Origin of the sequence: Chengkuizengella sediminis (assembly GCF_010078385.1) — a bacterium.
In the GTDB taxonomy this organism is placed as follows: Bacteria; Bacillota; Bacilli; order Paenibacillales; family KCTC-33759; genus Chengkuizengella; species Chengkuizengella sediminis.
This window is the reverse complement of sequence record NZ_SIJC01000005.1, coordinates 164,739-189,320: the sequence shown is the minus strand read 5'-3', so window position 1 is coordinate 189,320 and position 24,582 is coordinate 164,739. Positions and strand designations below refer to the sequence as shown.

Genomic DNA, 24,582 nt, shown 5'->3' with positions numbered 1-24,582 from the left:
AAATATAAATGATTAAAGTAATCGCTTACAAAATCTATTTTGTAATACTTCTAGATCATCTTTTTAGCCTCTATGTCTGATCAGTAGAGTTGATAGCATTTTTCCATAACGTGATACTTTTTAACATATCTTCTTTTGTAATTTGTTCAGCTTGAGTCGCGTCCTTTGACATTGCTGCTGATAATAGACGTGTATAAAACAAGTGGGTAGCTTCTCGGTTTTGTTGATGAGAAAAATATAGTTGCCCCATATGTTCATAAATTTGAGAAAAACTATTAATTAACAGTACATAGATTGGATTTTCAGAAAGAACAGCTAATTGTTTTTGCAGTTCCCAATCAAATAATGTGAAACTGGTGGGATCATCTTCTAGTTCATCACTTTTAGCAAGGATGGCAATGACTTTCGCGGGGTTTTTTAAAACTGCGTCGCGAACAAATGCTGGTGCTAAAGAAGAGCGAACTTCAAGAAGGTGAACTACAAAATTTTCAGTTGGATGTTCCGTATTCGCGATAATATGCTCTAGTGTGTTTAGATTGCCTTCCTGCCAGAAATGATTCACTCGTGTGGGTTGTCCTTTACGAATGGTTAGCCACTTATCTCGTGCTAATCTTTGTAGGGATTCTCTTAATGTAGTACGAGCAATACCTAACTTGGATGATAGCTCTCTTTCTGGTGGAAGTGTACTTCCTGGTGGATATTGACCATTTAAAATCGCTTTCATTAATAGTTGATCTATAATTTGAGCAGGGTTAACAAAGGTTTGTTTTTTTTCCAAATGAAAAGCCTCCAGTATTTTTGAAATATTCTGAAATTTATTCTCCGGTTTATGGTCAGTCCTCTTTGAATCTGTGGTCATACCACAAATATATAACATTGACCTCTGTATGTAAAGGGGTAATCTAAAGAATGTAAGATCCCTATTTAATTAGATAACGTTGTAAAAACCACAACCATATGTAGTATAATGTAGTTTTATATAACATCTATCTACTGCAGGAGATTATACAATGAATTCTATTGTTGTCATTTTATTTTCAGTATTTTTGGTTCACTTATTACACGAGCTTGGTCATGCTTTTTTTGCAAAATTATTGAATGCTCAAGTGAATGAAATTTCAATTGGGGCAGGACCAATTATATATAGAAAGAGCACATTAACAATTAGACTCGGTTTCTTTTTAGGTGGTTATTGTAATTGGGAAGAAAAGGAACATCTAAAAGGTTTTCAAATAAGTTTAATTCACCTTGGAGGAATTATTTTTAATTTAGTAAGTGCCAGTATTGTTTTATTATTGATGTCTTCGTTTTCTATAGGTTACGGTTTTTTCCTCATTTTTGTTTTGTATTCCTATGCTTTAGTTATAATCAATGCGTTTCCATTTAAATTTGTATTAATTAAAAGTGATGGGTGGCAAGTATTGGAGGTAATCTATTTTTCGATTAAAAGTAGGTTTAATAAAGGTTGAAACCAACAACCAATTAAATCGTATTAAATTTGGGAACGTTTTAATGGAGATACAACCTATAATATTAACATTAGTAAATGAGGGACTAGACTTGAAACTTCAATCACTAGAATTAAATGGTAAAAAATCATTAGAATGGAAGAAGTTTAATAGCTTCAGAAGCCTTATTAACTATTCTTTCTTGTGATGCAGCAAAAGGGGTTTTAAAACTAAAACCAAAAGTAAGTGATATAGTGATGGTTACTGGGATGGGAACAATGGGGTTGTTAGCCGTTCATTTTTTGAAAAACTATTATAAAGTAAAGCAAGTAGATATAGTAGAACCAGACATATACAGGCATAAAGATGCACTATCTTTTGGGGTAACAAACATTTTTAAACCATCCGAATTTATTGGAAATATATATGATTTTGGGATCGAATGTTCAGCACGAAACAAGGCATTTGGAGTTTTACAAAAAGTGATAAAACACAAAGGTGAGATTTGTATCCTTTCTGATGGTAATAAAGAAGAATTTATATTGATGCCACTCACCTTACATAAAAGATATTTTTGAACACAAAATTACATATCTAGAACTTATAAAATGTTTTGAAGAGTTAAGTGTAGGGACAATCAGTCCTTTAAAAGTACTAGTAACCTATTAGAGGTTGTTTAAAAAGTTCAAAAAGAGAACAACCTTATTGGTGATGAAAACTGAACTTTTGGATTCTCACTATCAAATAATCAATGTAAATTTTACTCAAAATGAAGGAGCTGTTAGGATGTCAAATTTTCTAAACGATTTCCAAAACTCAGTAGGCAAAGTAGTAATTGGTAAAGATAGAGTGGTTGAATTATTGCTAATATCATTATTAAGTAAAGGTCACGTATTACTAGAAGATGTCCCTGGGACTGGGAAAACAAAATTAGCTAAAACATTTGCAACTCTTATAAATGGTTCATTCCAACGCATTCAATTTACACCAGATGTGCTTCCAAGTGATGTGACAGGAATACAATTTTTTAATCCAAAAGATCAGGAATTTCAATTAAGATTAGGTCCTGTTCATACTAATATTTTGTTAGCTGATGAAATAAACAGAGCTACACCAAGAACACAATCTAGCTTACTGGAAGCAATGGAGGAGAGGCAGGTTACGATTGATGGACAAACCTTTAAACTTCCTGAACCATACATAGTGTTTGCAACTCAAAACCCATCAGAATCACATGGAACTTTTCCATTACCAGATGCCCAGCTTGATCGATTTTTAATGGTGATTCCAGTAGGTTACCCTACATTTGATCAAGAAAAAGAAATGATGAACAGATATCGTATGGAAGACCCTCTCTCAGAAATTGAGGCTGTGATAGACATTGAGAAAATTACTAGTTTACAAGATGAAATTAAGAATGTAAAAATAACAGAAGATATTGAAACATATATGCTTGCGATTATTTATGCTACTCGTGAATCAGAACTAATTGAAACTGGAGTTAGTCCTCGAGGAACGTTAGCATTTATGCGAGCGATTCAAGCGAAGGCATTTTTGAACGGAAGAAATTATTGTTTGCCTGAAGATGTGATAGAATTAGCACCATATATTTTAAGCCACCGCCTTATGTTATCAACTGAAGGTATGTTAAAAAGCACTAAAAGCGAAATTATACGAGAAATTGTTCAATCTATTGAAGTTCCTGTTGAATCAGGGTCTACATTATCATGATGTGGAGAACAGAAGTTCATATTCCAGAAATATTTAAGCGCTCAATTTATATTTTGCCTATCTTATTTGTGTTAGAATATTTTTTGGTTTCATCGTTTATTTTAATATTATCTATTCTACTTTTAATTTGTATTTACACATTAGTTTACCATTATCTTTATAAAGTTCAGAATGATGTTCAACTTGTGAATCAGAAAAAAACGATTAAATTATTTCCTAATGAAGTAGCTACCATTCCAGTCAGCATTAAACATAGAGGGATTATTCCTTTTGTACAAGGAGACATTTCATTTCAATCTAGTAATTCTATAAAATGTGTAAATATAACTAAACTGTTAGATGATGATTTCAAATCGACCTATAAGTTTTCAATTTCATACCAATATAACTCAAAAAAATCTTATCCGATTGAAATTATTGCACAAAAACGTGGCATTGCAAGATTACAAAACATGGAAGTAAAAGCTTTTGATCCATTTTACATCGGTTATGCTTTTCTTTTTTATCAATCTAACTATCGAACAGAAGTACTGGTTTATCCAGAACCAAAACCCGTCGTTAACGTTCATTTTCTTGAGAAAATGAAGGGTGGGGATCATATAACTCGATATTCATTATTTGAGGATACTTCTCTCATTCGAGGTGCTAGAGAGTATGTACCGAATGATCCATTCTCTCGTATTCATTGGGGATTATCCGCCAAAAATAATATATTAATGACCAAAGAATTTGATCATACAAATTATATAAAATGGACATTTATTTTAAATGTATTGATAGATCATCCATCGTCGGTTAATAGCTTTTCACTAAACATGGAAAATGATATTAGTTATATAACTTTTATGTGCCAGTATGCACACAAACACGGTATTCCTTTTGAAATGTATGCAAATGTTGTTATGAACCATACGCAAACAGCGTTTCATTTAGAATCAGGAAAAGGAGAAAAACATCTATTAAGGGCAATGGAGATGCTTGCAAGAATATCCATAGGAAACATTACCATCAAACCAAAGCATTTTTATACATCTTTGAAAAAAAGGTTGGATGAAGATGCCATTATTATTTATTTTGGAGAACAAGGAAGAGCAACCACAGAGTTTTTGCACTCTTGGTTACTAGCTGGGAGTACGATCTTTAAAGTTGAGGAACAAGAAGAAACTGCTTATATAAAACCATTTGAAGCAAGGAGGGGCTCATTTGTTTAATTTCATTAAAAATCACCGCCTTCCTTGGTTAAACTACTTGTACGAGGCTTTTCTTGTGTATTTTGTATTTATTGTGTTTTCCATGTATGAAGATCAAGCACCGTTATTTATTCCTTTTCTTGTTACATATCTCATTGGAACAATCCCTATGGGATGGATGATTTATAAGAAAAATGGGGCGGTTACTTATTTACATCTATTGATTGCCGTACCATTTATATATATGACTGCAATGCTTTTTGATTTTTCTATTTTTATTTCAACTTTAATTGCAATCGTATCGATCTGGAGATTTTCATTTCATGTAAAAGAGGGAAGAATAGATAACTTTGAAAAACAGATATTCATTTCCATCTTTATCATACCTCTCTGTTTATTGTTGAATGCTAACTTTTCAATTGAACAAGTTTTTTATTTATTCTTTATACAAATTATATGTTTCCCATTGATTAGAAGAGAAAATATTAGAACAAAAGAAGGGAGGAAAGATAGTTATTTATGGGTGTTTTTGTCCTTAGTCAGCTTTTGCTTCTTTATTGCCTTCGGTATTTTTTTGATTTTCCCATTTTTATTAAAAGGATTCATCTACCTATCTTCTTTTATTATTGTCCATGTGTTTGGAAGGATTATGGAATGGCTTTTATCAATCGTTTCACAAAATGGAAGTGTTAATGAATTATTTTCCAAAACACATGGTGATGAAAGTAACGAACCTATTCCTATGTTTACTCAGGAAGCTATGGATTCAAATTCAATACTTGTAATCCTCGGTTATGTCGTAACAATCATCATCATCGGATTCATTTTATCGTATTTGTACAAACGTTTAAAAAATGTATCGATCTCTCCAAAACTTAGAAATTACTTATTACCAGTTGACTTTTATAGTGAGGAGGGGCCAGAGAGATTAGATTACGTCAGTCAAAAATACTCTTCCCACAACAATAAACTGATTCGAAAGAAAATGGATCGACTGGAACATGATTTAGCTAAGCATAGAAAAGGAAGGAAACCGTTCGAAACCATAGATAACTGGCTCACACGAATTAAAGTAGATGAAAATGAATCAAAAGAAATCATAGAAGTTTATAAGAGGGTAAGATATGGTGCAGAAGATATCAATAAACAAGATAAAAGTAGGTTTATACACTCTATAAAAAAAGTCAAAGGTAGTTTGAAAAAGTAATGAAACTAAACTTTCAACTCTTGCAAATGAAAATATTTCTCCAACAATGCGAGTTGATAATGTCAAAGCCCTTAGTTTTAATGATGAGGCTATGCCTAGTAATTTTTTTGGGAAAATTGAAATTGAAGTGAATTCAAATGGTATATTTGCAATAACACCTAAGTGATTCGTATACTGAAACCTAAAATTAAAAAAGGAGTAGATACATATGATAAACCAAGTTAAAATAGCAATTATTGCAGATATTCATGGAAATTCATGGGCTTTAGACGCTGTATTAGAAGATATAAATAAAAGAGGCGTCACTAATATCGTAAACTTGGGTGATAGCTTAACTGGTCCATTGGATCCTCGTGGGACTGCTGAAATACTTCAATTGCATAAAATCACATCTATTAAAGGCAATCAGGATAGACTTATCTTGAAACCTACTAAAGAATTCATAGAATCTAGTACTTATACATATGTAAAAGAACAGTTAACCTCAGACGACTTGTTATGGTTGGATCAACAGTCTGAAACATTAACATTGAGTGAAGATATCTTTCTATGTCATGGAACTCCGACTTCTGATGAAGCACATTTACTTGAGGAAGTTGCACAACATGGTGTTTTTCTTAGACATTCTGAAGAAATTGAGAAGGATGTAAAAGAAATAAAGGAATCCATAATTTGTTGTGCTCACAGCCATGTGCCAAGAACGGTTTATTTACCAACTGGACAAATTGTTTTAAATCCTGGGAGTGTAGGGATGCCAGCATACATAGATGACCAACCATATCCTCATCATATGGAGTCTGGAAATCCCCATGCAAATTATATAGTTTTAACTAAAAACAAAGGACCGTGGACTATCGAACATCTTGCAGTACCCTATAATTGGAATGCAGCGGCAGCAAGAGCAATAGAAAATGGCAGAGATGATTGGGCGAAATGGATTAAGCTAGGTCGTGTGTGACTTAAAGCAATAATCCTTTCAAGTTTTTACTTTATAAATAGAGGGAAATAACGGTCTTATTTCGTGAGACCATGAAAGTCCTCTATTTTTTTGTAATAGTTAAAATCTTCGATTAGACCACTATTTACCGTTATTTTGTATGGTAAGGTTGGTATTGGTATTCAAATTACCGAATGGACGTGGTGTGATCTTCATTGGTTTGTTTTATCAACCTCAATTTTTCTACTCTAGTTAATTTTTTGATTGCATATTCTTTTTTTAATGCATCTGATTTAGTATCACATTGTTCAAAATATACCATCTTCACTGGCAACCTTGCTCTAGTATATTTTGAAGCTTTTCCTTGATTGTGAACTTCAACTCTCTTATTCAAATCATTAGTATATCCAGTGTATAAGGTATTGTCTGAACATTTTAATATATAAACGTAAAACATAAGAACCACTCCGCTTAATTTTCTAGTTATTTACAAACTCGAAATCACCATATAACTACCAGTAATTAAAAGGATCACATAAGTGATAATACGAAAAGTACTTTGATCAATCCATTTAAATAAGAGCTGGCCAAACAATATACCTCCAATTACTGCTGGGATTGCTGCTAATGCTGAACTCCAAACTACTTGATTTGTTCCTCCAAAAATCATTTGCATGATGAGACTGATCAAATATATAAACAAATAATAACCTAATGTTGTACTGCGCAATGTTGTTTTGTCAGTTTTTACACCAGAAAAGTATAATAACAAGGGAGGACCTGGTACCCCGATACTAGTTGTAAGTAAACCAGAAATACCTCCTGTAAAGAAGTCCTTTAATCGAGTTTGTGTCATAGTGAATTTAAATATTAGAAGCAACGTTAAAACTAGAATCAAAATCCCGATCAATAATTTAAAAGTTTCTACATTAAAGGTTAAATACACGAATAGACCTGGAATAATGCCTATCGAACTCCCAAGGATTAACCTTGTTACTAGTGTTTTATTTATCTCATTCCTTACTTTATATATCATAAATATAGAGATAAAAAGAGAAAGAATGATATTGATTTGTATTGCTGTATGCACAGGATAGATTAAAAATAAAAAAGGTGTACCAAGAATAGAGAAACCAAAGCCTGTACTTGTTTGTAAGGATGTAGCAATAAATACGATACTAATTAAAATAATCCATTCCACGAGACGCCCAACTTTCAGTATATGATTTAAATTGAATTTTGTTCTTGTAAAAATTGTAAAAATAAATCTGCTGATTTTGTTTTCAAATTAGTAGAGTGTGTTATACATATAAATTCTCTTTCAATAGGATAATTTTTGAGTTGGATGGGTGTGATTGTGTTTAAAATGATTTCTTTTTGAATTGCTGATTTTGAAATAATCGAAATCCCTAATCCAGCTTCTACTGATTCTTTTATGATTTGAGATGTACCGAATTCCATGACTGATTTGGGTGAGTATTGAAAATAAGCAAATACTTTATCTGCTGTATTTCTAGTCCCTGAACCTGATTTTCTTAAAATCCATTGTTCGTTATGCAGCTGTTCAAATTCAACTTCCTTTTGATGTGCTAATGGGTGTTTAGAAGATACTATTACAACTAATTCATCTTTTGATAATGTAAATGTTTCTAACTCAGTAAAATCAATATGATCTTCTACGATACCAAGTTCTATTTCATGGTTGATAACATGATTAACGATATCTTGTGAATTTTTTATTGTAATATTAGGAATAACCATCGCGTGTTTTTCAGTGAACCGTGAAATGATTTTAGGTAAGAGATACTCTCCAAATGTATAACCAGAGCCAATATGAAGGGGTCCGCTAGGGATAAGTTTTAAATCATCCATTAGTCTCTGAATGTGAGCATATTGATTTATAATACTCTTAGCATGAAAATATAAAATTTCACCTGCTTTTGTTAATCTGACAAATTTATTTGTACGCTCAAATAATTTAATACCGAATTTTTCTTCTAGTGTTTTTACATGGATACTTACTGCAGATTGAGTTAGATGTAGTTCTTCAGCTGCTCGGGTAAAGTTTTTCTTTTCAGCTACAGCAATAAAAATATGCAAATGGTGGTCCACACTTTTCACATCCTTCATTTTATCATTAATATTACTCATTATAGATATAAAAATAATAAATTTTACAAATGATACGATTAAAATTACCCTTAGTATACACAAAAAACAAAAAAATTGAAATCATGAAAAGGAGAAGGAGTTATGAATCTAAATCGTTTTCCTAGAAATATATATACTGAATATAAAACCCCGATTCAACCATTGCGTCATATACGTTAAAAGGGATGATTTACTTGCAGATACTTTGATAACAACTGGAGCTGTTCAATCTAACCATTGTAGGTTAACTCTTGCCGCTGCTGTGAAAGAAGGACTTCGTTGCAGATTGCTTTTTGAAGAAAGAAATCGTAAATATGATCCGAATGGGAATGGTAATCATTTTTTGAACAGATTGATGGGGGTTGAGAAAAAAAGATAGTTCCGAACTAACATTAATATAATTTAACGAAGAAGTGAATTTTTTACTTTAAAAAAATAGAAACTTTCTCCAACAAATATCGTTTATTATTATAAAAGGTAGTCATAGTTTAATAGAGATGAATATGAGGTGTCCCATGAAAGATGTTTTGAAAATTGCTGAAAAGGTTGCAGTGGATGCAATTCTCAGCGCAGGAAGAGTAGCTCGTCAGAAATTCAATCGGGATGATGTCATGGTTGAAGAAAAAGGATCAAATGGTGATGTAGTAACCGAAGTGGATTATTTAGCTGAAAAAGTAATATTATATAAAATTCAAGAGCATTTTCCAAACCATCAAATAAGAAGTGAAGAAAAAGGGTGGTCAGGTATTGAAGGTGAGTGGTTATGGTTAGTAGATCCACTTGATGGTACGAACAACTTCGCTATTGGTTTGCCGATATTTGGTGTCGCCATTACACTATTGTATAAAAAAGAACCTGTATTAGGGGTTATTTATGATTCAATGGTAGATAAGATATATATGGCTGAAATAAATAAAGGGGCCATTTGTGAAGATAAATTTATTCATGTTAAATCTTCTTCATCCATTGAAAAAATGACGGTGGGTTGGATCCAAGGACATGTTGTCCAAAATAATCCAGAAGCCATGAGATTAAAACAGTTCCTTGATTTAAAGTTTAAAAGAACGCTTAGTTTGTGGGCACCATCCATACTTTGGGCCATGTTAGCTAGAGGAGATATTGATGGTATTATTCTTTATAATTCCGAAGGTGACGATCTTTATGGAGGTCTACTTCTAGCAAAAGAAGCTGGGGCAATTATAATGGATTTTGAAGGGAATTCATTTGAGGGTATGAATTCTGAACCTTACATTATTGCTTGCCATCCAGATCATAAAGAGAAGTTTATAGAGATCGTAAAGGACGGACTATTATGAAAATATCGGGAATTAATCATTTATTGTTTTCGGTTTCAAATTTAGATAAATCGATTGATTTTTATAAGAGCGTATTTGGTGCAAAACCATTGGTGAAGGGAAGAAAACTTGCGTATTTTGATTTGAATGGTTTATGGTTAGCTATAAATGAAGAATCAGATATTCCAAGAAATGAAATACAACAATCGTATACACATATCGCTTTTTCAATAAAAGAAGAAGATTTTGAAGAAACTTTAAATAGATTAAAACAATTAAATGTACATATACTTCCAGGTCGTGAAAGAGATGAAAAAGATAAACGTTCTATCTATTTTACAGATCCAGACGGACATAAGTTTGAATTTCATACTGGAACGTTAAATGATAGATTGGAATACTATAAGCAAGAAAAACATCACATGATTTTTTATGATGAATCATGATTACTTAAACAAATATATGCAAACCCCCAACAAGCGTCTGTTGGGGGTTTGAGGGAACTTTCATATTGGTCTATGTTTAGTATGTTTTAACACAATAAATTTGTTGGGGTTGTAAAATTTAAGTATAAAATAAAAATACCAATATAATTACCCTAGTAATTCTAGAATTGAAATAACGAAATTAAAAAAGTTAACAAAAAATTCAATCCAATCAAAATCCATGTTTATAACCTCCTTTGACTAAATGATAGATTTTCCCCTAAAACAAATTGTGCCTGTACATAATTATACAATATTTTGAAAATTTTTCAAATAATTTAAATATTCCAAAAATAATTACAATTTATATATAATATACCTATCATACATATGTTACTTTGTTTTGAACTATAATTTTTTGAAACAAATAAGATAATGTGGTTCTTCATAATTTCGATCAAGGTATAGAGTATAGTAAAGTGTAATCTTAAATATACTTGAACAATCATGTTGATTATGTTTATGATTAGATTAAAAGCTTTTTCAAAATGTAAATGAAAGGGATTGATTTAATGGCCAGAACACCTTCAAATATGATTCCACTAAAATCAAATGCACCAGCTTTTAGTTTATTAGAACCATTAACTGGTAATCAACGTACTTTAGAAGAATTAAAGTCGGATACTGCAACGGTTATTATGTTTATTTGTAACCATTGCCCGTTTGTTAAACATGTGCAGGATGAGTTGGTGAATTTAGCAAATGATTACATTCCAAAGGGGATTTCTTTCATTGCAATCAGTTCGAATGATGTAGAGAATTATCCAGATGATTCACCAGAAAAAATGAAGGAGGATGCTGAGCGACTTCAATATCCTTTTCCTTATCTATATGATGAGACGCAGGAAGTAGCAAAATCGTATGAAGCTGCTTGTACTCCTGATTTTTACATTTATGATGGAAACTTGACTTGTATATATAGAGGTCAACTAGATGATTCTCGTCCTGGAAATGGTAAACCAGTGACAGGAGTAGATATTCGAAAAGCATTAGATCAAATTTTAATTGGAGAATCAGTGGATAGCAACCAAATACCAAGTATTGGTTGTAATATTAAATGGATAGAGTAATCAATGGAAGAAATCTCAGAAAAACGATTTATAAATATATTGAATGAACAAAGAGAATTTGCACTTTTTATTTATACGCCAATGTGTGGAACCTGTAAACTCTCTGAACGAATGTTAAATATCACAGTTCAAATGAACATAAACAAAACAATTTATAAAAGCAATATAAACTATTTACCACATGTAACAAACACTTATGAAATTACAAGTGTTCCATGTTTACTCTTATTTAAAAATAGAATATTGTTTAAAAAAGAATATTCTATGAATTCAGTAGATCATTTGTATCAAATATTAAAATAAGCTGCCAGACATGAAGGTCATTCATATCTGGCAGCTTTTTTATCAAATTCTACATTTACCCCTGCTTAGTTCACATATTTGACGTACTAGTGCGATCAAATCCGGTTCGTTTTTTCATTTATCTCCGCTCCAAATTTTAATGTTTTCACATTTCAACATGATTGCATAGCTCTGAATATAGAACATATACGGTTGTTATTATGGCTTAAAAGTTTGTAAATACAATGTAAACAAAGTGTAAAACTGATGTTAAAACAATATCCTCAAAGTCAGAATATACTGTAAATATATAAATTTATGCACTTTTTTTTATGTTACTAGAGGAGGGTACTCACATGAGAAATAAATACAAGAACATAATTTTGAGTTTAACATTTATTTTGTATCCTATTATTTATATTGTATTTCCAACTGATAGAACGAACGAAGTCATTGTTGCAATTTTAGATACGGGTGTTGACGATTCTCATCCTTTAATCAATACTCAAATGCTGGAAGGATATGATTTCATAGATTTTGATTCACAACCTGAAGATTTAGTGGGTCATGGAACACATGTGGCTGGGATTATAGTTACAAATGCTCCGAATGTTAAAATTTTGCCAATTCGTGTAATATCAGATAAGGATGAAGTACAAAATACTTATTTAGGTATCATTTATGCTGTTATGAATGGAGCCGATATCATAAACATGAGTTATGCTGAATCATATAGTCTTCTAACTGATTTAGCTATAAAATATGGTCAATCAAAAGGTGTTATTTTTGTAGCATCCTCGGGAAATCAGGGCATTGAAACTGTATTTTACCCAGCAAAATATTCGGGAGTATATAGTATTTCAGGATATGACCAGAACAATAAAATGATATTTGGGAATTATGGTGAATTGGTATCCTATATAGCGCCAGGAATCAACATTAGAAGTGCTGATCTGAATGGAGGATATGTTGAAAAATCTGGTACTAGTATGTCGGCTGCCTATGTATCCGGTGTGATTGCTTATTTGAAATCAAATGAACCCAGTTTACAAAATGAGGAACTAACAGATCAATTAAATGTAATATCAAAGATTGTTACAACAAAGAATATTAATGAGGGTCAAATATCAGAATACAGCCTAATAGATTATAAGAACGTAATAGATCATTTTGTCAACGAGCTAGCTACAAATTCGATGTATACTGATTAAAATAAATCAACAAGTGGTGATTTTATATCTTTTATGATAAATTTAGATAAGTACTAATTCTACTTTAAGGGAGATGGAAACACTTCTTTAAGGTTCTTTTGTATTTAATCACATCCATGAGCTGACAACTTGAGATTCTGACTACGTTAAATACTTGCCAATCATCGAGTTTTCTTTAGCAGTAGTTTTTGTGGTAAAAAAGATGTATATAATTGGTATTTGAGGATGACGATAGTAAGGAGGATTGAAATTGTTTGATCCAACGATTTTTGACAATATTAAAGTAGTATTGGAAGGGATTGTGTATGACTTAGATCTTGAAGAAATAATTCAAATTACAGACCGTAAAGATCAAGTTGATTTAGCTTCCATGTCTAGAATGTATTCCATACAATTTTCAAATAAACAAAATAAAAAAATAAGTGCTCAATGTAGTTTATCAACAAGTGTAGAGGATTTAAGTATGGAAATATTAGAACATGATGTGCACCAGCCTGGATGTAAACTTGAGGTTAATTTTGTTATAGATTTTGTTGGTCAATCCATTGATGCAGTAAGTAATCAAGCGCAAATAATAGAAAAGACATTACAAAAAATATGGGATAACAGACCTCATATCACACAAAAGTTTAGTTTTGAATCCAATCAGGAGGTATCAGGGGTTTTGATTCAAAATGAGATTAAATTGGATTTCAAAAGAAAAATTAATGAAAATCAATTGTCAGATTTAGAGGTTTTAATCGATCAGGTGATTTTATCATTAAATACATTAAATGATAAAGTGAATTAGTATACATAAAAAATATTGGAGGATTGTTTAGTGGATGCGAAACCAGTTCATTTATCTCGAACTTATATGACAGAGCTTATTTTCCCACAGGACACTAATTATCATGGAACTGTTTTTGGGGGATTAGTTATGCAATACATCGACAAAGTTGCTTCTATAGCAAGTATGAGGCATTGTAGAAAAACCATTGTAACAGCATCAAGTGATACTTTAGATTTTTTAGCTCCTGCAAAGCTAAGTGAGGCTTTAGTTTTAGAGGCTTTTGTAACTTGGACACATCGAAGTTCAATGGAGGTATATGTTAAGGTTCAATCTGAGGATTTATTAACAGGTGAATTTAAAAAAACAGCGACTTCTTTTTTAACTTTTGTTGCTGTAGATGAAAATGGAAAGGCTGTTCCTGTGCCACAAGTTATTCCTGAAACAGATGAGGAAAGGACATTATTTGAATCTGCTCCAGAACGTTATGAAATGAGAAAACAAAGAATGAAGAAAGAGAAAATTTATTGAATATTTATGTATGTAGAAAAAAGCGACGAAAAGGGATTCGACATCTTAGAGAAGCTCCGATTGGAGCTTTTTTTATATGAAAATATTATACTTCTGGCTATTCAAAAAAACACTTATAAATGTATAAAAATTCATTGAAAAATGTGTTTTTTTAAAGTATAATTTAGTTAGTTACAACTAACGATATAATTAATTATACATTTATTCATAATAATAACGAATTATTATGTTTTGTTTTTAGGAATGAAGGGAGTAGATCATAATTGAAATATAATTACAACGAAGCATTGGATTACTCATATAGTAGAAGAGAAATTTTGAAAGCTAGAAATGAATTTACCAACTGGAGATATTGGTTCTCAGATTCAAAAGTAGAAACAAATTTAGAATCATCTATTGTAGGAGATGTTTTGGAAATTAATAAAGTCACCCCGAAGAGGTTAAATTCAATGATTTTTCAAAACATTAAGATGAACCCTATAAATAAAGAATTGAAATTCAGTATATGGTTAAAATCTGATCATCCTCATACTGCAACAATAAAAATACAAAACATAAATGGTAGTGAAGGTAATACCTTGGAATCTTTTAAAGTAACTAGAGAGTGGAGTTACTATAAAGTTTCAAATAAGTTTATAAAATATAGTGACATGGTTACAGTGATAATCTGGCCAGGTGGTTTTAATGGAACAACCGACCCTGTTTATGCTTGGGGTGCTAGTTTAGTAGAGATATAAAATATAAAATACGAATAAAGTAAAAAAGGGTTTTTGTAAAATAGTAGAATTATCGAAAGTCGGTATCCTTTATCTTATATTGGAATTCGGCTTTTTTTCTTATATATTTTTGTCTTGCAAATAACCCCCTATGGGGGATATAGTGAACATGAGGTGATAAAAATGTCAGATCATCATAAACATCGAAAAAGCATAGTGAATCGGTTAGCCAGGATTGAAGGGCATGTTCGTTCTGTAAAAGAAATGGCAGGTACAGGTAGGGATTGTGGAGATTTGCTCATTCAGCTTGCAGCCATACGATCTGCTTTAGATAATTGTGGGAAATTAATTTTAAAAGATCATTTAGAAGGGTGTGTCGTAGAAGCAATTAAAGAAGGTGATGAAAAAGTTATTGAAAAATTAAACGATGCGATTGATAAATTTATACGTTAGGGAGGAAAGAATTTTTTATGGAACATCCTTTAGGTTCATCCCAAACCAATAAGCAAGTTATTAAATTCATATTGGTATTAGCCTTACCAGCAGTGATTGAAAATTTTTTTCAAACCATCCTTGGATTTATAGATACTCTGTTTGTTTCTCAATTAGGCTTAATACAAGTGTCAGCAGTAGGTGTAACTAATGCCATATTAGCTATATACTTTGCTGTATTTATGTCGCTAGGGGTAGCAACAAATGTTTTTGTTGCTAAAAATATTGGGGCAGGAGATAAAGACAAAGCGAGTCAAATTGGACAACAGGCTATTATTTTATCTGCCATTGTAGGAGTTTTGTTTGGGATCATCTCTATCTTTTTTGCTGAACCACTTCTGAAACTTATGGGTGTAGAAAAAGATGTTCTTTCCCATGCTTATACTTATTTTCGCATAGTAGCTATCCCATCTATTTTGATTTCATTGATGTTTGTCCTAAGTAGTATTTTAAGAGGGACAGGAGATTCAAAAACACCGATGAAAGTTAGTATTGTGGCAAACCTATTGAATATCATATTAGATTATATACTTATTTTTGGTTTTTTCTTCATCCCTTCTTTTGGTTTAGCAGGAGCAGCTTGGGCAACAGTTCTATCTAGATTTATTGGAGTTATTGGACTATCTATCTATATATTTAAATCAAAATCCATCCAAATTAAAAAAGATAATTGGAAGATTGATAAGAAATCACAACTAAAATTAATGAGACTAGGCACACCTGCTGCTGGAGAAAGACTTGTGATGAGAGTAGGACAAGTGCTTTACTTTGGAATGATTATTGCAATTGGAACCAATACCTTTGCTGCTCATCAAATTGCAGGAAATATAGAGATTTTCTCTTATATGATTGGATACGGATTTGCGACAGCCGCCACCACTCTTGTAGGGCAGAAACTAGGTGAAAATGATTATGATGGAGCAAAAAAATATGCAAGTATGTCAATGATCCTAGGAACAGTTTGTATGACTATATTTGGTATCTTGTTATTTTTCTTAGGAAACTGGGCTGCATCTTTTTTTACCAGTGATCTTGATGTTATTAAGCAAATTGCACTTGCACTAAAGATTGATGCTTTCATTCAACCCGTTCTTGCAATTGTTCTTATTTTAACGGGAATTTATCAAGGGGGAGAAAACACAAAATTCCCGATGTATATTACGGCAATTGGAATGTGGCTAATAAGAACAATTGGGGTTTACTTTTTAGGGATTTACCTTGGATGGGGAATTGCTGGAATTTGGATAGCTATAGGACTTGATAACTTATTTAGAGCTATTTGCCTTTGGGTTCGTTATAAAAATAATGGATGGATAAAGAACATATAAATATATATGGTCTAAAAAATTTAAAACGAAAAGGATTCACTTCTAATTTTTCATTAATTGTAAAATTAAACTAATTAGTAATCCTATTATTAATTTACCTTGGTCTTATTTTATAAAATCTATCCTTTTATCGTATAAACTTTACATTTAATGATTGTTAGTGTAAACTAACTATAAGCTGATTTTTCTTACCCTTTTGTTAAGAGTCGTCGAGGTCTTTCCATCGCCTTTTTCCTCACGGCTCTTTTGCATTCCAAAATTGTTCTTAATACTTTTACTGAACCTCTTACTTAAACCCTCAATTTCATCTTTCTTTACAATTTGATCAATCCAATGTTTAGAATGTAAGAATCAGTATTTCCACACCGATCGTGGAAATGAATTTAAAAACAAATTGATAGGTGGGGCATTAGAGACATGTGATATTAAACAAATTAATTCTATGCTGAAATAAAAAAGTAGGAAAGAATTCGTTCATGAAAATATCATTTAATGAATGCAAAGTTGATATGAATGAAGTATAAGAATTAAAAGAACCCTAATCCCAAGGCAATCTGAGTTTAGGGTTACAAATGATGACTCTTATATCCAAAGATAAAGGGGTTTTAGAAGATAGAATTAATCAAATTCTTTCTTTATTTTACTTCCTCTATTAAGGTGATTAGCCTCCATTTTCAATTTTAACATCATCTACTCCAGCCTCTACCAAGCTAGGGCTGCCAGCATCTGCCGCTTCGAATTGAAGATGAACATCCTCTCCAGCATAAGACGAGAGATCAAGAGATTGGTTCGACCATGCTGCATCCTGATCGCTTGAAGTTCCTAATTCTTCAAATAAAGTTACAACACTTCCATTTGAGCGAACGAGATTCAAACGGAAGAAATCATCATTAGACGCGTTAGAGTCATGGCTGAAGTAATAAGAGAAAGTTAATGTAAGCGAGCCATCAGCTGGTAATGAAATTGCTGATGATTGAATAGAAGTAACTCCATTATCAACATCGTTACTATCTGCAGAAGACCCTTGACTACTTGCTCCTGTAACAAGATCAAATTTTCCACTGGTTGTTCTTCCTAGCTGTTTCGCTCCATTAGAACGTGTGGATTTAGGATTCGCTCGTTCCCAATTTCCTGATGTCGCGGTATCACTTCCGTTTGGATCTGCAGTCCAACCTTTATCCGTTTCAAAATCATCTTCAAATACTACAGTTGGATCTGGACCGGGACCAGGGACATCCCCCCCACTTACTGCAGCAAATGCATTAATTCTTCCATGCGTCCAGTCGCTACCTGTACCTGGAATAGGGTCTGCTGTACTTTCAATTCTATCGCGGATTTCAACATTTGATAATCCTTGGGATGCAAGTAGAGCTGCTAAACCAGCAGTATGTGGAGAAGCCATTGATGTTCCATTATATGAAACGTAACCTCCACCAAGTTGTGTAGAAATAATATCTACACCAGGTGCAGCTACATCTACCCAAGACCCATAAGTAGAAAACCATGCTTTAGCATCGTTGGAATCCGTCGCAGCAACTGCCAACGAATTTTCGTAATAAGCTGGGTAATGTGGACTAGTAGTTCCTGCATTACCAGCAGCACATACAACAACAACTCCTGCATTCCAAGCATAGTTAACAGCATCTTCAACTGCTGCAGAAGGAGCAGTACTTCCTAGACTTAAGTTAATTACATCTGCACCATTATCAGCAGCATAAGTAATTCCATCAGCAACGCCTTGATTTGTTCCTGAACCAGAAGCGTTCAGTACGCGTACACCCATGATCGTTACATTTGGAGCGACACCAGCAACACCTATTCCGTTATTGGTAATTGCTCCTACTGTTCCAGCCACATGTGTACCATGACCATGCTCATCGGCAGGGTTACTATCATTATCGATGAAGTCATATCCTCGAACTACTCTACCTGCTAAATCTTCATGATCTTCTTGAACACCTGTGTCAATGACTGCAACGACAACAGATGAGCTACCTTGTGTGATGTCCCAAGCTGCTTCTGCACTCATGATTTGAGGACCGTATTGGTCGCTTGCATAAAGTGGATCGTTTGGAGTAAATAGAGCGTAGTATTCAATAATAGGTTCTGCATATTCTACATCTGCTCTGTTTTTATATTGTTTCAAGGCTTTTTCTACAGATTTTCCTTTGACTTTTATAACTTCAAAACCAATTTGTTCATTTTTCTTTAAGACTTCTGCTTTTTCTTCTTGATGAATTCGTTTTTTCATCTCATTGGAAGTTTTATCTTTGAACTTTACGATGATTGTACTTTCTTCTGAAGTAGTCTCAGCTGAACTAGTAATTGAAAAAGAGAAAATTAGTGAAATTGCCATAAAAACAGAAAAAAATCTTTTTAAATTCATTACTTACCCTCCGATATAGTTTTTTTGTTATAAAAGCCATCTGGAAAAGGCTACTTATTTACCTTAACCAACCCCTATTTGACACTTTTACAAAATATTAATAAAAATGTTATATTATTACACAATTTTAATTAATAATTCAATATATGACCCAACCAAAGGTTGAAAAACAACAGACGGACATTTGCAAGGATCATACTATTGAAATAGATTCTGAGTGATATATGAAGATATAAGAGGGAAGAAGAAAGATATAGATGACTTCACGAAAAAAAGGTTTTAAGAACGGAAAAAAACCTAATCCCAAAGCATTCTGAGATTAGGGTGAAAAGCTTTCTTTATTCTACTTCATCTATTTGATTAGCGTACATTTTCGATTTTGACATCATCTACCCCAGCCTCTACCAAGCTAGGACTGTCAGCATCTGCCGCTTCGAATTGAAGATGAACATCCTCTCCAGCATAAGACGAGAGATCAAGAGATTGATTTGACCATACTGCATCTTGATCGCTGGAAGTACCTGACTTCTCAAATAAAGTGACAACGCTTCCATTTGAGTGAACGAGATTCACACGGAAGAAATCATCATTAGAGGCGTTAGAGTCATGACTGAAATAATAAGAGAAAGATAATGTAATTGAGCCATCAGCTGGTAAAGAAATTGCTGATGATTGAATAGAAGTGACTCCATTATCAATATCGTTACTATCTGCGGAAGACCCTCGACTACTTGCTCCTGTAACAAGATCAAATTTTCCACTGGTTGTTGTTCCTAGCTGTTTCGCCCCATTAGAACGTGTAGATTTTGGATTAGCACGTTCCCAATTTCCTGTTGTAGCTGTATCACTTCCATTAGGATCTGAGATCCAACCTTTATCCGTTTCAAAATCATCTTCAAATACAATCTCAGTATTTCCTCCACCATCACCACCACAATATTGTGCTGCTTTGCCAATAACATCATATGGACAGTCCGCTTTATCGGTTAAGTATACTATAGCATCACGGTTTCGCTCAGTCTCTCTCTGAATCACTTCATCTGGCGGATAAAATCCTGGATTGGATGATGTAGGATACATTTCATACGTAAATGACATGATTTTATGTTCCCCATAAGTCCAATCTGTCATATCCCCATCGGTTATATATAATTCACTAGACTGCTGAGGAGTATATCCATTCATATTAGCCATCTGATTAGCTAACGTTACCATAACATCATGATCATCCTGTGTCATATCACTCGGTACATCCGTATAAGTGTAACCATATGGATATAATATTAATTCTCCATAGGTATGGAAACTTACTGCTGTTGTAATTTGCATCTTACCATCGATAATTCTACTCTCAACAAAATTTTTCAAGGCATTTGTTTCCGGAGCTGAAAAAGGACTACTTCCACGGTATGTATCACTACTTGTATTACCGCTTGATCCTCCACAACATCCCCAATTGTATCCATAATTTCGATTCAAATCTGTACCTACATAACTAGAACCACTATTAATTTGGCGATTTTTACGCCAGAAATCATAACTTCCATTCCTTACATCATATTCTCCACCATCAGCATTTAAGTTAAATACAAGATAAATCTCTCTATTATCCACTAAGTTAGTAATTTCTGCATCCGTTCCATACTGATCTGTGAACAGATCCATTAAATACAATGTCATTTCTACGGTTAAGTGTTCACGAGCATGATGAAGACCAACGTATAATACCTCTGCTTCATCTTCATCTACCGATGGATTATCACTAATTTTAACAACCCATAGATCCCTACCTTCGTAAGTTTGACCAATACTAAATTTTTCAAGGATATTTGGATGGTCTATTGCAGCTTGATCAATCTCATCTACCATCTCTCCATAATTGTGATAGTTAGCATCCGAATTAGGGAAATCTAAGGCATCCATTTGATCAGGAATTTCTTCAGTTAGTGGAAAATTTAATTTCTTTAAATCCTTAACTTCTGTAGGGTGTGCGATAACAATGACATGATTTTCACCAATTTCTTCGATTACGACACCCGTTCTAGCAATTTCACTTCGTTGTTCCTTGGTAGATACATTATCGATTCGGAATGTTATTCGTTTTTCTGCATCCTTCTTTTGCACCTCTGAATTTGCATCAACAACTGTAAAGATGGGTGTAATGAGTGGTGTTGCAACTAAACACACCATTAACATTACTGAAAAACATAAACGATAACCTTTAAATAACTTCATTTTATTCCTCCTTCTAGTGAATTCTCAACATCATATTCCCCATATATTATATTTATGAATATTTATGGAAGAGTAGCTATTTACATTCAAAAGGGTAAAACCTGCCACTTCAACCAAGTTATCAATTTTAAAAAATGGAGGATTTCCAATTGAAAGAGGACTTCTTAATAAGAAGCCCTCCTAATTTATTATTTTTATATGAAAGAGATCGTTGTAATAAAAAGACCAAATAGGAATATCAATACCATTAATGCTACGAATATAATTATAACAGTTAGTAGTGATTTCCATGCTGAAAATTGAAGAGCTTCTCCAAAACATTTAAGGAAGATAATAAACTCCCAAATTCCCAACGTAATTTGTATAAACCCAAAAAATAGTAGAGTCATTAATAAGACAGGATCATTATCAATTTTTGGTGTTAAAAGAGTAAAGTTTTCAATCCCAAACAAAAATAACATAGGAATCCAAGTGAAAACCAAAATATAAATACTTGGTATAAGTGAATGAGATAAAGCGTATCGAATTCGAGTATTATCTCCTTCTCCACCTAACCATGTTCCTACCCAACGTAAAATGGATGGGGCAATAAAATATGTTATTAATGCACCTATAATAGTTAAAAATAAACATAGGGTAAGGATTGAGACCATATTTGTAGCAAAGTCATCACCGATATAACTTGTTGATGCTCTGTTTAACGTAGTGGAAATTGTTCCGATATAAATTAATAAAAATGTGTGTTTTGGTTTTCTTTCAAATACTTCCTTCATCGTTGCTCGTGGTTTCAACCAAATAGAAACCCATGGATTAAAATTCATTTGTATTCACTCCAAGTCTTATGTGTATAGTAATTGCGCATTTTTATATTCGACAAATGATGTGAAATACCTGTTTTAAAAATTAATAGATTTAATATATGATTTAATCATAGACAGAATAGTAACATTTCTTTATAATGAATTTGATGTTTAAACAATTGAATACTATTGAAATTGGTGGAACGTTGATTCGTTCCTTAATAGGGAAGAACGGTTTAAATCCGTCACGGTCCCGCCACTGTAATTGGAGAGTAGACTTAAGCCACTATAATAATGGGAAGGCTTAAGTAACTGAATCAAACATTCAGTACATACGATGATCCATTAGTCAGGAGACCTGCCATTTTCTGTAACACTAATATGAACCTACGAGGATAGGGAGGTGTATAATGAGACTGGTAGATTTTTGTTCCATTCCAGAGATAATTTAGCACTTTCTACGATTTAATTGTAGAAGTGCTTTTTTTGTATTAAATGAATGTTGGATTAATCCAATTAGTGGTAGTTTATATATTTTCGAATATGATCTTAAAGAATAACTTAAGCATAACGATTTATAGAAGTGACTTAAACAACAATTACGTTTAAATAAAGGAGGAATGTGAGATGAAAGGTAAACTATTAGTTATCGGATTTGGTCCAGGTAGTTTTGAGCATATCACAAAAAGAGCACGTGAAGCGATACAAGAAAGTGATGTCATTATTGGATACAACACGTACGTTGATTTAATTCGTGATTTGCTCATAAATCAAGAAATCGTTAGAACAGGTATGACGGAAGAAGTAAGTCGTGCACAGGAAGCGGTAAAACAAGCAGAGGCTGGTAAAAAAGTAGCGGTTATTTCCAGTGGGGATGCAGGAGTTTATGGTATGGCTGGACTGATTTATGAAGTTTTAATAGAAAAAGGTTGGAATGAAACAGAAGGTGTAGGAGTTGAAGTCATCCCAGGTATTTCCGCCATTAATTCCTGTGCTTCATTATTAGGTGCTCCGATTATGCACGATGCTTGTACGATTAGTTTAAGTGACCATTTAACACCATGGGAACGAATTGAAAAACGAATAGATGCAGCAGGATCTGCGGATTTTGTCATCGCTTTATATAATCCTAGAAGTGGAAGAAGAACGAGACAAATTATTGAAGCACAAAACATATTATTAAAATATCGTGCTCCTAATACCCCTGTAGGTTTAGTGAAAAGTGCTTATCGTGATCGTGAATATGTGCAGATAACTACTTTAGAAAAAATGTTAGAGTTTGATATTGGTATGTTAACAACCGTTATTATCGGAAATTCTACTACATTTTTATATGATGGGAAAATGATTACACCAAGAGGTTATCAAAGAAAATACACATTGGATCGTAATGAACAACAGCTTAAACCACATGAGCGATTAAAAAAAGAAAATGAACCCTGGTCTTTAACACAGGAACAAGCTTTATATCCTTCAGAAAACGATAATCTATCATTAGAAGAAAAACAAAAGGAGGGAACAGCTCCTCTAACTTTAGCGACTGAGGCCTTACGGACTTTGCAGCAAAATCAAGAAATAGAAATTGCCCCAATTTTAAACAAAGAAGATGCTAAGGTGGAGAAAGCTGTTTTTCAACAGGAATCGATTTTAGAATTTGCAATAAGCTCAGGGATCGCAAACAAGAAATTTACGGCTAAACAAATGAAGCTGATTGCAGAAATCGCTGATGAAAAAGGAGAAATAGAATATACACCACACCATCAAATTCTACTACGAGTACCTACCAGTCACCCAGATAGGGTAACAAATCGCTTGAAAAATGAAGGGCTGTTGCTAGCTCCCATCGGGGATGTAGCTCAAGTGAAAGCATGTGATTTCTGTGATGAGGAAAAGGATGAATCTATTCCATATGTAAATGAGATACATAAACGTATTGATGGTTTAAAAACACCTAAAGAAATAAAAATTGGTTTTAACGGGTGTGCGATGGCTTGTTATGGCGCAGTCAAAGAAGATATTGGAATTGTGTTCCGCAAAGGTAAGTTTGATTTGTTTTTAGGAGCAAAAACAATAGGAAGAACAGCTCATGCGGCACAACCTGTGGCAGAAGGTATTGAAAAAGAAAAAATTGTAGATATAATTGAACGAATTGTGCAGGGATATGCCAATGACGGTTTTCCAAACGAGCGATTCCATAAATATTTTAAACGTGTGAAAGAAATTGAAGGTTTTACATATCGTGATGTACCTGTATTAGTGACAGAACAAGTCATATGCGGAGAGTAATATAAAAGGAAAGAAATCATGGGAGGTATTAA

23 protein-coding genes, 2 pseudogenes and 1 riboswitch are annotated in these 24,582 nt (G+C 32.9%); of the genes and pseudogenes, 18 read left to right on the top strand and 7 right to left on the bottom strand.

Going from position 1 to position 24,582, the window contains the following annotated elements; all coding sequences use genetic code 11:
* Positions 1–70: 70 nt before the first annotated feature.
* Positions 71–778, bottom strand: coding sequence for a fatty acid metabolism transcriptional regulator FadR (gene fadR / locus EPK97_RS12290; protein WP_240903799.1), 708 nt, complete (start codon positions 776–778; stop codon positions 71–73).
* 232 nt (positions 779–1,010) lie between these two features.
* Here fadR and EPK97_RS12285 point away from each other — a divergent pair, with 232 nt between their 5' ends.
* The 6 genes from EPK97_RS12285 to EPK97_RS12260 all read left to right on the top strand — a co-directional run bounded on the left by EPK97_RS12285 (position 1,011) and on the right by EPK97_RS12260 (position 6,534).
* Entirely contained in the window at positions 1,011–1,469 is a 459-nt protein-coding gene (locus EPK97_RS12285) for a site-2 protease family protein (protein WP_162036916.1), read from the top strand.
* A gap of 248 nt (positions 1,470–1,717) precedes the next feature.
* A complete protein-coding gene (locus EPK97_RS12280; protein ID WP_162036915.1) occupies positions 1,718–2,026 on the top strand; it encodes an MDR/zinc-dependent alcohol dehydrogenase-like family protein in 309 nt (102 codons plus the stop codon).
* A gap of 208 nt (positions 2,027–2,234) precedes the next feature.
* Positions 2,235–3,179 carry an AAA family ATPase gene (locus EPK97_RS12275; protein ID WP_162036914.1) on the top strand — a complete coding sequence of 315 codons (945 nt, stop codon included), beginning with the start codon at positions 2,235–2,237 and terminating at the stop codon, positions 3,177–3,179.
* Positions 3,180–3,364: 185 nt separating this feature from the next.
* Complete coding sequence (locus tag EPK97_RS22420) at positions 3,365–4,390, top strand: DUF58 domain-containing protein (RefSeq protein WP_162036913.1); 1,026 nt, start codon at positions 3,365–3,367, stop codon at positions 4,388–4,390.
* A complete protein-coding gene (locus EPK97_RS12265; protein ID WP_162036912.1) occupies positions 4,383–5,576 on the top strand; it encodes a hypothetical protein in 1,194 nt (397 codons plus the stop codon). Before EPK97_RS22420 ends, EPK97_RS12265 begins: the two co-directional genes overlap by 8 nt.
* A gap of 208 nt (positions 5,577–5,784) precedes the next feature.
* The gene (locus EPK97_RS12260) at positions 5,785–6,534 is read left to right on the top strand and encodes a metallophosphoesterase family protein (protein ID WP_162036911.1); all 750 of its coding nucleotides are present in this window, start codon (positions 5,785–5,787) and stop codon (positions 6,532–6,534) included.
* 166 nt (positions 6,535–6,700) lie between these two features.
* On the opposite strand, the gene EPK97_RS12255 is transcribed toward EPK97_RS12260, so the two are convergent.
* From EPK97_RS12255 to EPK97_RS12245, 3 genes are read right to left on the bottom strand one after another with little or no spacing between them, the layout of a single operon-like run.
* The gene (locus EPK97_RS12255) at positions 6,701–6,970 is read right to left on the bottom strand and encodes a GIY-YIG nuclease family protein (RefSeq protein ID WP_162036910.1); all 270 of its coding nucleotides are present in this window, start codon (positions 6,968–6,970) and stop codon (positions 6,701–6,703) included.
* A gap of 30 nt (positions 6,971–7,000) precedes the next feature.
* Positions 7,001–7,714 (bottom strand): TSUP family transporter, encoded by a 714-nt coding sequence (locus EPK97_RS12250; RefSeq protein ID WP_162036909.1) that lies wholly within the window; start codon positions 7,712–7,714, stop codon positions 7,001–7,003.
* A gap of 26 nt (positions 7,715–7,740) precedes the next feature.
* Positions 7,741–8,625, bottom strand: coding sequence for a LysR substrate-binding domain-containing protein (locus tag EPK97_RS12245; RefSeq protein WP_162036908.1), 885 nt, complete (start codon positions 8,623–8,625; stop codon positions 7,741–7,743).
* A gap of 141 nt (positions 8,626–8,766) precedes the next feature.
* Here EPK97_RS12245 and EPK97_RS21870 point away from each other — a divergent pair.
* From EPK97_RS21870 to EPK97_RS12190, 11 genes and pseudogenes are all read left to right on the top strand, one after another.
* Positions 8,767–9,031, top strand: a pseudogene (locus EPK97_RS21870) (D-cysteine desulfhydrase); the annotation flags it as partial.
* 148 nt (positions 9,032–9,179) lie between these two features.
* Positions 9,180–9,980: an inositol monophosphatase family protein gene (locus EPK97_RS12235; protein ID WP_162036907.1), complete on the top strand. Its 801-nt coding sequence runs from the start codon at positions 9,180–9,182 to the stop codon at positions 9,978–9,980.
* Complete coding sequence (fosB, locus tag EPK97_RS12230; protein WP_162036906.1) at positions 9,977–10,405, top strand: metallothiol transferase FosB; 429 nt, start codon at positions 9,977–9,979, stop codon at positions 10,403–10,405. The genes EPK97_RS12235 and fosB overlap by 4 nt, the downstream gene beginning before the upstream one ends.
* Positions 10,406–10,956: 551 nt before the next feature.
* The gene (locus tag EPK97_RS12225; protein WP_162036905.1) at positions 10,957–11,514 is read left to right on the top strand and encodes a thioredoxin family protein; all 558 of its coding nucleotides are present in this window, start codon (positions 10,957–10,959) and stop codon (positions 11,512–11,514) included.
* A gap of 3 nt (positions 11,515–11,517) precedes the next feature.
* Positions 11,518–11,817, top strand: a complete 300-nt coding sequence (locus EPK97_RS12220) for a thioredoxin family protein (protein WP_162036904.1) — start codon at positions 11,518–11,520, stop codon at positions 11,815–11,817.
* 335 nt (positions 11,818–12,152) lie between these two features.
* The gene (locus tag EPK97_RS12215; protein WP_162036903.1) at positions 12,153–13,007 is read left to right on the top strand and encodes a S8 family peptidase; all 855 of its coding nucleotides are present in this window, start codon (positions 12,153–12,155) and stop codon (positions 13,005–13,007) included.
* A 250-nt stretch (positions 13,008–13,257) separates the two neighbouring features.
* Complete coding sequence (locus EPK97_RS12210) at positions 13,258–13,797, top strand: hypothetical protein (protein WP_162036902.1); 540 nt, start codon at positions 13,258–13,260, stop codon at positions 13,795–13,797.
* Between the two features lie 30 nt (positions 13,798–13,827).
* Positions 13,828–14,307: a hotdog domain-containing protein gene (locus EPK97_RS12205; RefSeq protein ID WP_162036901.1), complete on the top strand. Its 480-nt coding sequence runs from the start codon at positions 13,828–13,830 to the stop codon at positions 14,305–14,307.
* 263 nt (positions 14,308–14,570) lie between these two features.
* The gene (locus EPK97_RS12200) at positions 14,571–15,044 is read left to right on the top strand and encodes a hypothetical protein (RefSeq protein WP_162036900.1); all 474 of its coding nucleotides are present in this window, start codon (positions 14,571–14,573) and stop codon (positions 15,042–15,044) included.
* 162 nt (positions 15,045–15,206) lie between these two features.
* Positions 15,207–15,476, top strand: coding sequence for a metal-sensing transcriptional repressor (locus tag EPK97_RS12195; protein WP_162036899.1), 270 nt, complete (start codon positions 15,207–15,209; stop codon positions 15,474–15,476).
* A 17-nt stretch (positions 15,477–15,493) separates the two neighbouring features.
* Positions 15,494–16,843 carry an MATE family efflux transporter gene (locus EPK97_RS12190; RefSeq protein WP_162036898.1) on the top strand — a complete coding sequence of 450 codons (1,350 nt, stop codon included), beginning with the start codon at positions 15,494–15,496 and terminating at the stop codon, positions 16,841–16,843.
* A 1,246-nt stretch (positions 16,844–18,089) separates the two neighbouring features.
* Here EPK97_RS12190 and EPK97_RS12185 read toward each other — a convergent pair.
* From EPK97_RS12185 to EPK97_RS12175, 3 genes and pseudogenes are all read right to left on the bottom strand, one after another.
* Positions 18,090–19,229, bottom strand: a pseudogene (locus EPK97_RS12185) (S8 family peptidase); the annotation flags it as partial.
* 360 nt (positions 19,230–19,589) lie between these two features.
* Complete coding sequence (locus EPK97_RS12180; RefSeq protein ID WP_162036896.1) at positions 19,590–21,464, bottom strand: M14 family zinc carboxypeptidase; 1,875 nt, start codon at positions 21,462–21,464, stop codon at positions 19,590–19,592.
* Between the two features lie 194 nt (positions 21,465–21,658).
* Entirely contained in the window at positions 21,659–22,285 is a 627-nt protein-coding gene (locus tag EPK97_RS12175) for a Yip1 family protein (protein WP_162036895.1), read from the bottom strand.
* A 158-nt stretch (positions 22,286–22,443) separates the two neighbouring features.
* Positions 22,444–22,644, top strand: a riboswitch (cobalamin riboswitch).
* A 247-nt stretch (positions 22,645–22,891) separates the two neighbouring features.
* Here EPK97_RS12175 and cobJ point away from each other — a divergent pair.
* Positions 22,892–24,550 carry a precorrin-3B C(17)-methyltransferase gene (cobJ, locus tag EPK97_RS12170; protein ID WP_162036894.1) on the top strand — a complete coding sequence of 553 codons (1,659 nt, stop codon included), beginning with the start codon at positions 22,892–22,894 and terminating at the stop codon, positions 24,548–24,550.
* Positions 24,551–24,582 lie beyond the last annotated feature (32 nt).

Excerpts from the sequence above, each read along its gene's own strand:
- EPK97_RS12225 (WP_162036905.1), top strand. The coding sequence starts at position 10,957 with ATGGCCAGAACACCTTCAAATATGATTCCACTAAAATCAAATGCACCA.
- EPK97_RS12190 (WP_162036898.1), top strand. The coding sequence starts at position 15,494 with ATGGAACATCCTTTAGGTTCATCCCAAACCAATAAGCAAGTTATTAAA.
- EPK97_RS12235 (WP_162036907.1), top strand. The coding sequence starts at position 9,180 with ATGAAAGATGTTTTGAAAATTGCTGAAAAGGTTGCAGTGGATGCAATT.
- EPK97_RS12260 (WP_162036911.1), top strand. The coding sequence starts at position 5,785 with ATGATAAACCAAGTTAAAATAGCAATTATTGCAGATATTCATGGAAAT.
- EPK97_RS12195 (WP_162036899.1), top strand. The coding sequence starts at position 15,207 with ATGTCAGATCATCATAAACATCGAAAAAGCATAGTGAATCGGTTAGCC.
- EPK97_RS12280 (WP_162036915.1), top strand. The coding sequence starts at position 1,718 with ATGGGAACAATGGGGTTGTTAGCCGTTCATTTTTTGAAAAACTATTAT.
- EPK97_RS12255 (WP_162036910.1), bottom strand. The coding sequence starts at position 6,970 with ATGTTTTACGTTTATATATTAAAATGTTCAGACAATACCTTATACACT.
- EPK97_RS12175 (WP_162036895.1), bottom strand. The coding sequence starts at position 22,285 with ATGAATTTTAATCCATGGGTTTCTATTTGGTTGAAACCACGAGCAACG.
- EPK97_RS12220 (WP_162036904.1), top strand. The coding sequence starts at position 11,518 with ATGGAAGAAATCTCAGAAAAACGATTTATAAATATATTGAATGAACAA.
- EPK97_RS12285 (WP_162036916.1), top strand. The coding sequence starts at position 1,011 with ATGAATTCTATTGTTGTCATTTTATTTTCAGTATTTTTGGTTCACTTA.
- cobJ (WP_162036894.1), top strand. The coding sequence starts at position 22,892 with ATGAAAGGTAAACTATTAGTTATCGGATTTGGTCCAGGTAGTTTTGAG.
- EPK97_RS12275 (WP_162036914.1), top strand. The coding sequence starts at position 2,235 with ATGTCAAATTTTCTAAACGATTTCCAAAACTCAGTAGGCAAAGTAGTA.
- EPK97_RS12180 (WP_162036896.1), bottom strand. The coding sequence starts at position 21,464 with ATGAAGTTATTTAAAGGTTATCGTTTATGTTTTTCAGTAATGTTAATG.
- EPK97_RS12215 (WP_162036903.1), top strand. The coding sequence starts at position 12,153 with ATGAGAAATAAATACAAGAACATAATTTTGAGTTTAACATTTATTTTG.
- fosB (WP_162036906.1), top strand. The coding sequence starts at position 9,977 with ATGAAAATATCGGGAATTAATCATTTATTGTTTTCGGTTTCAAATTTA.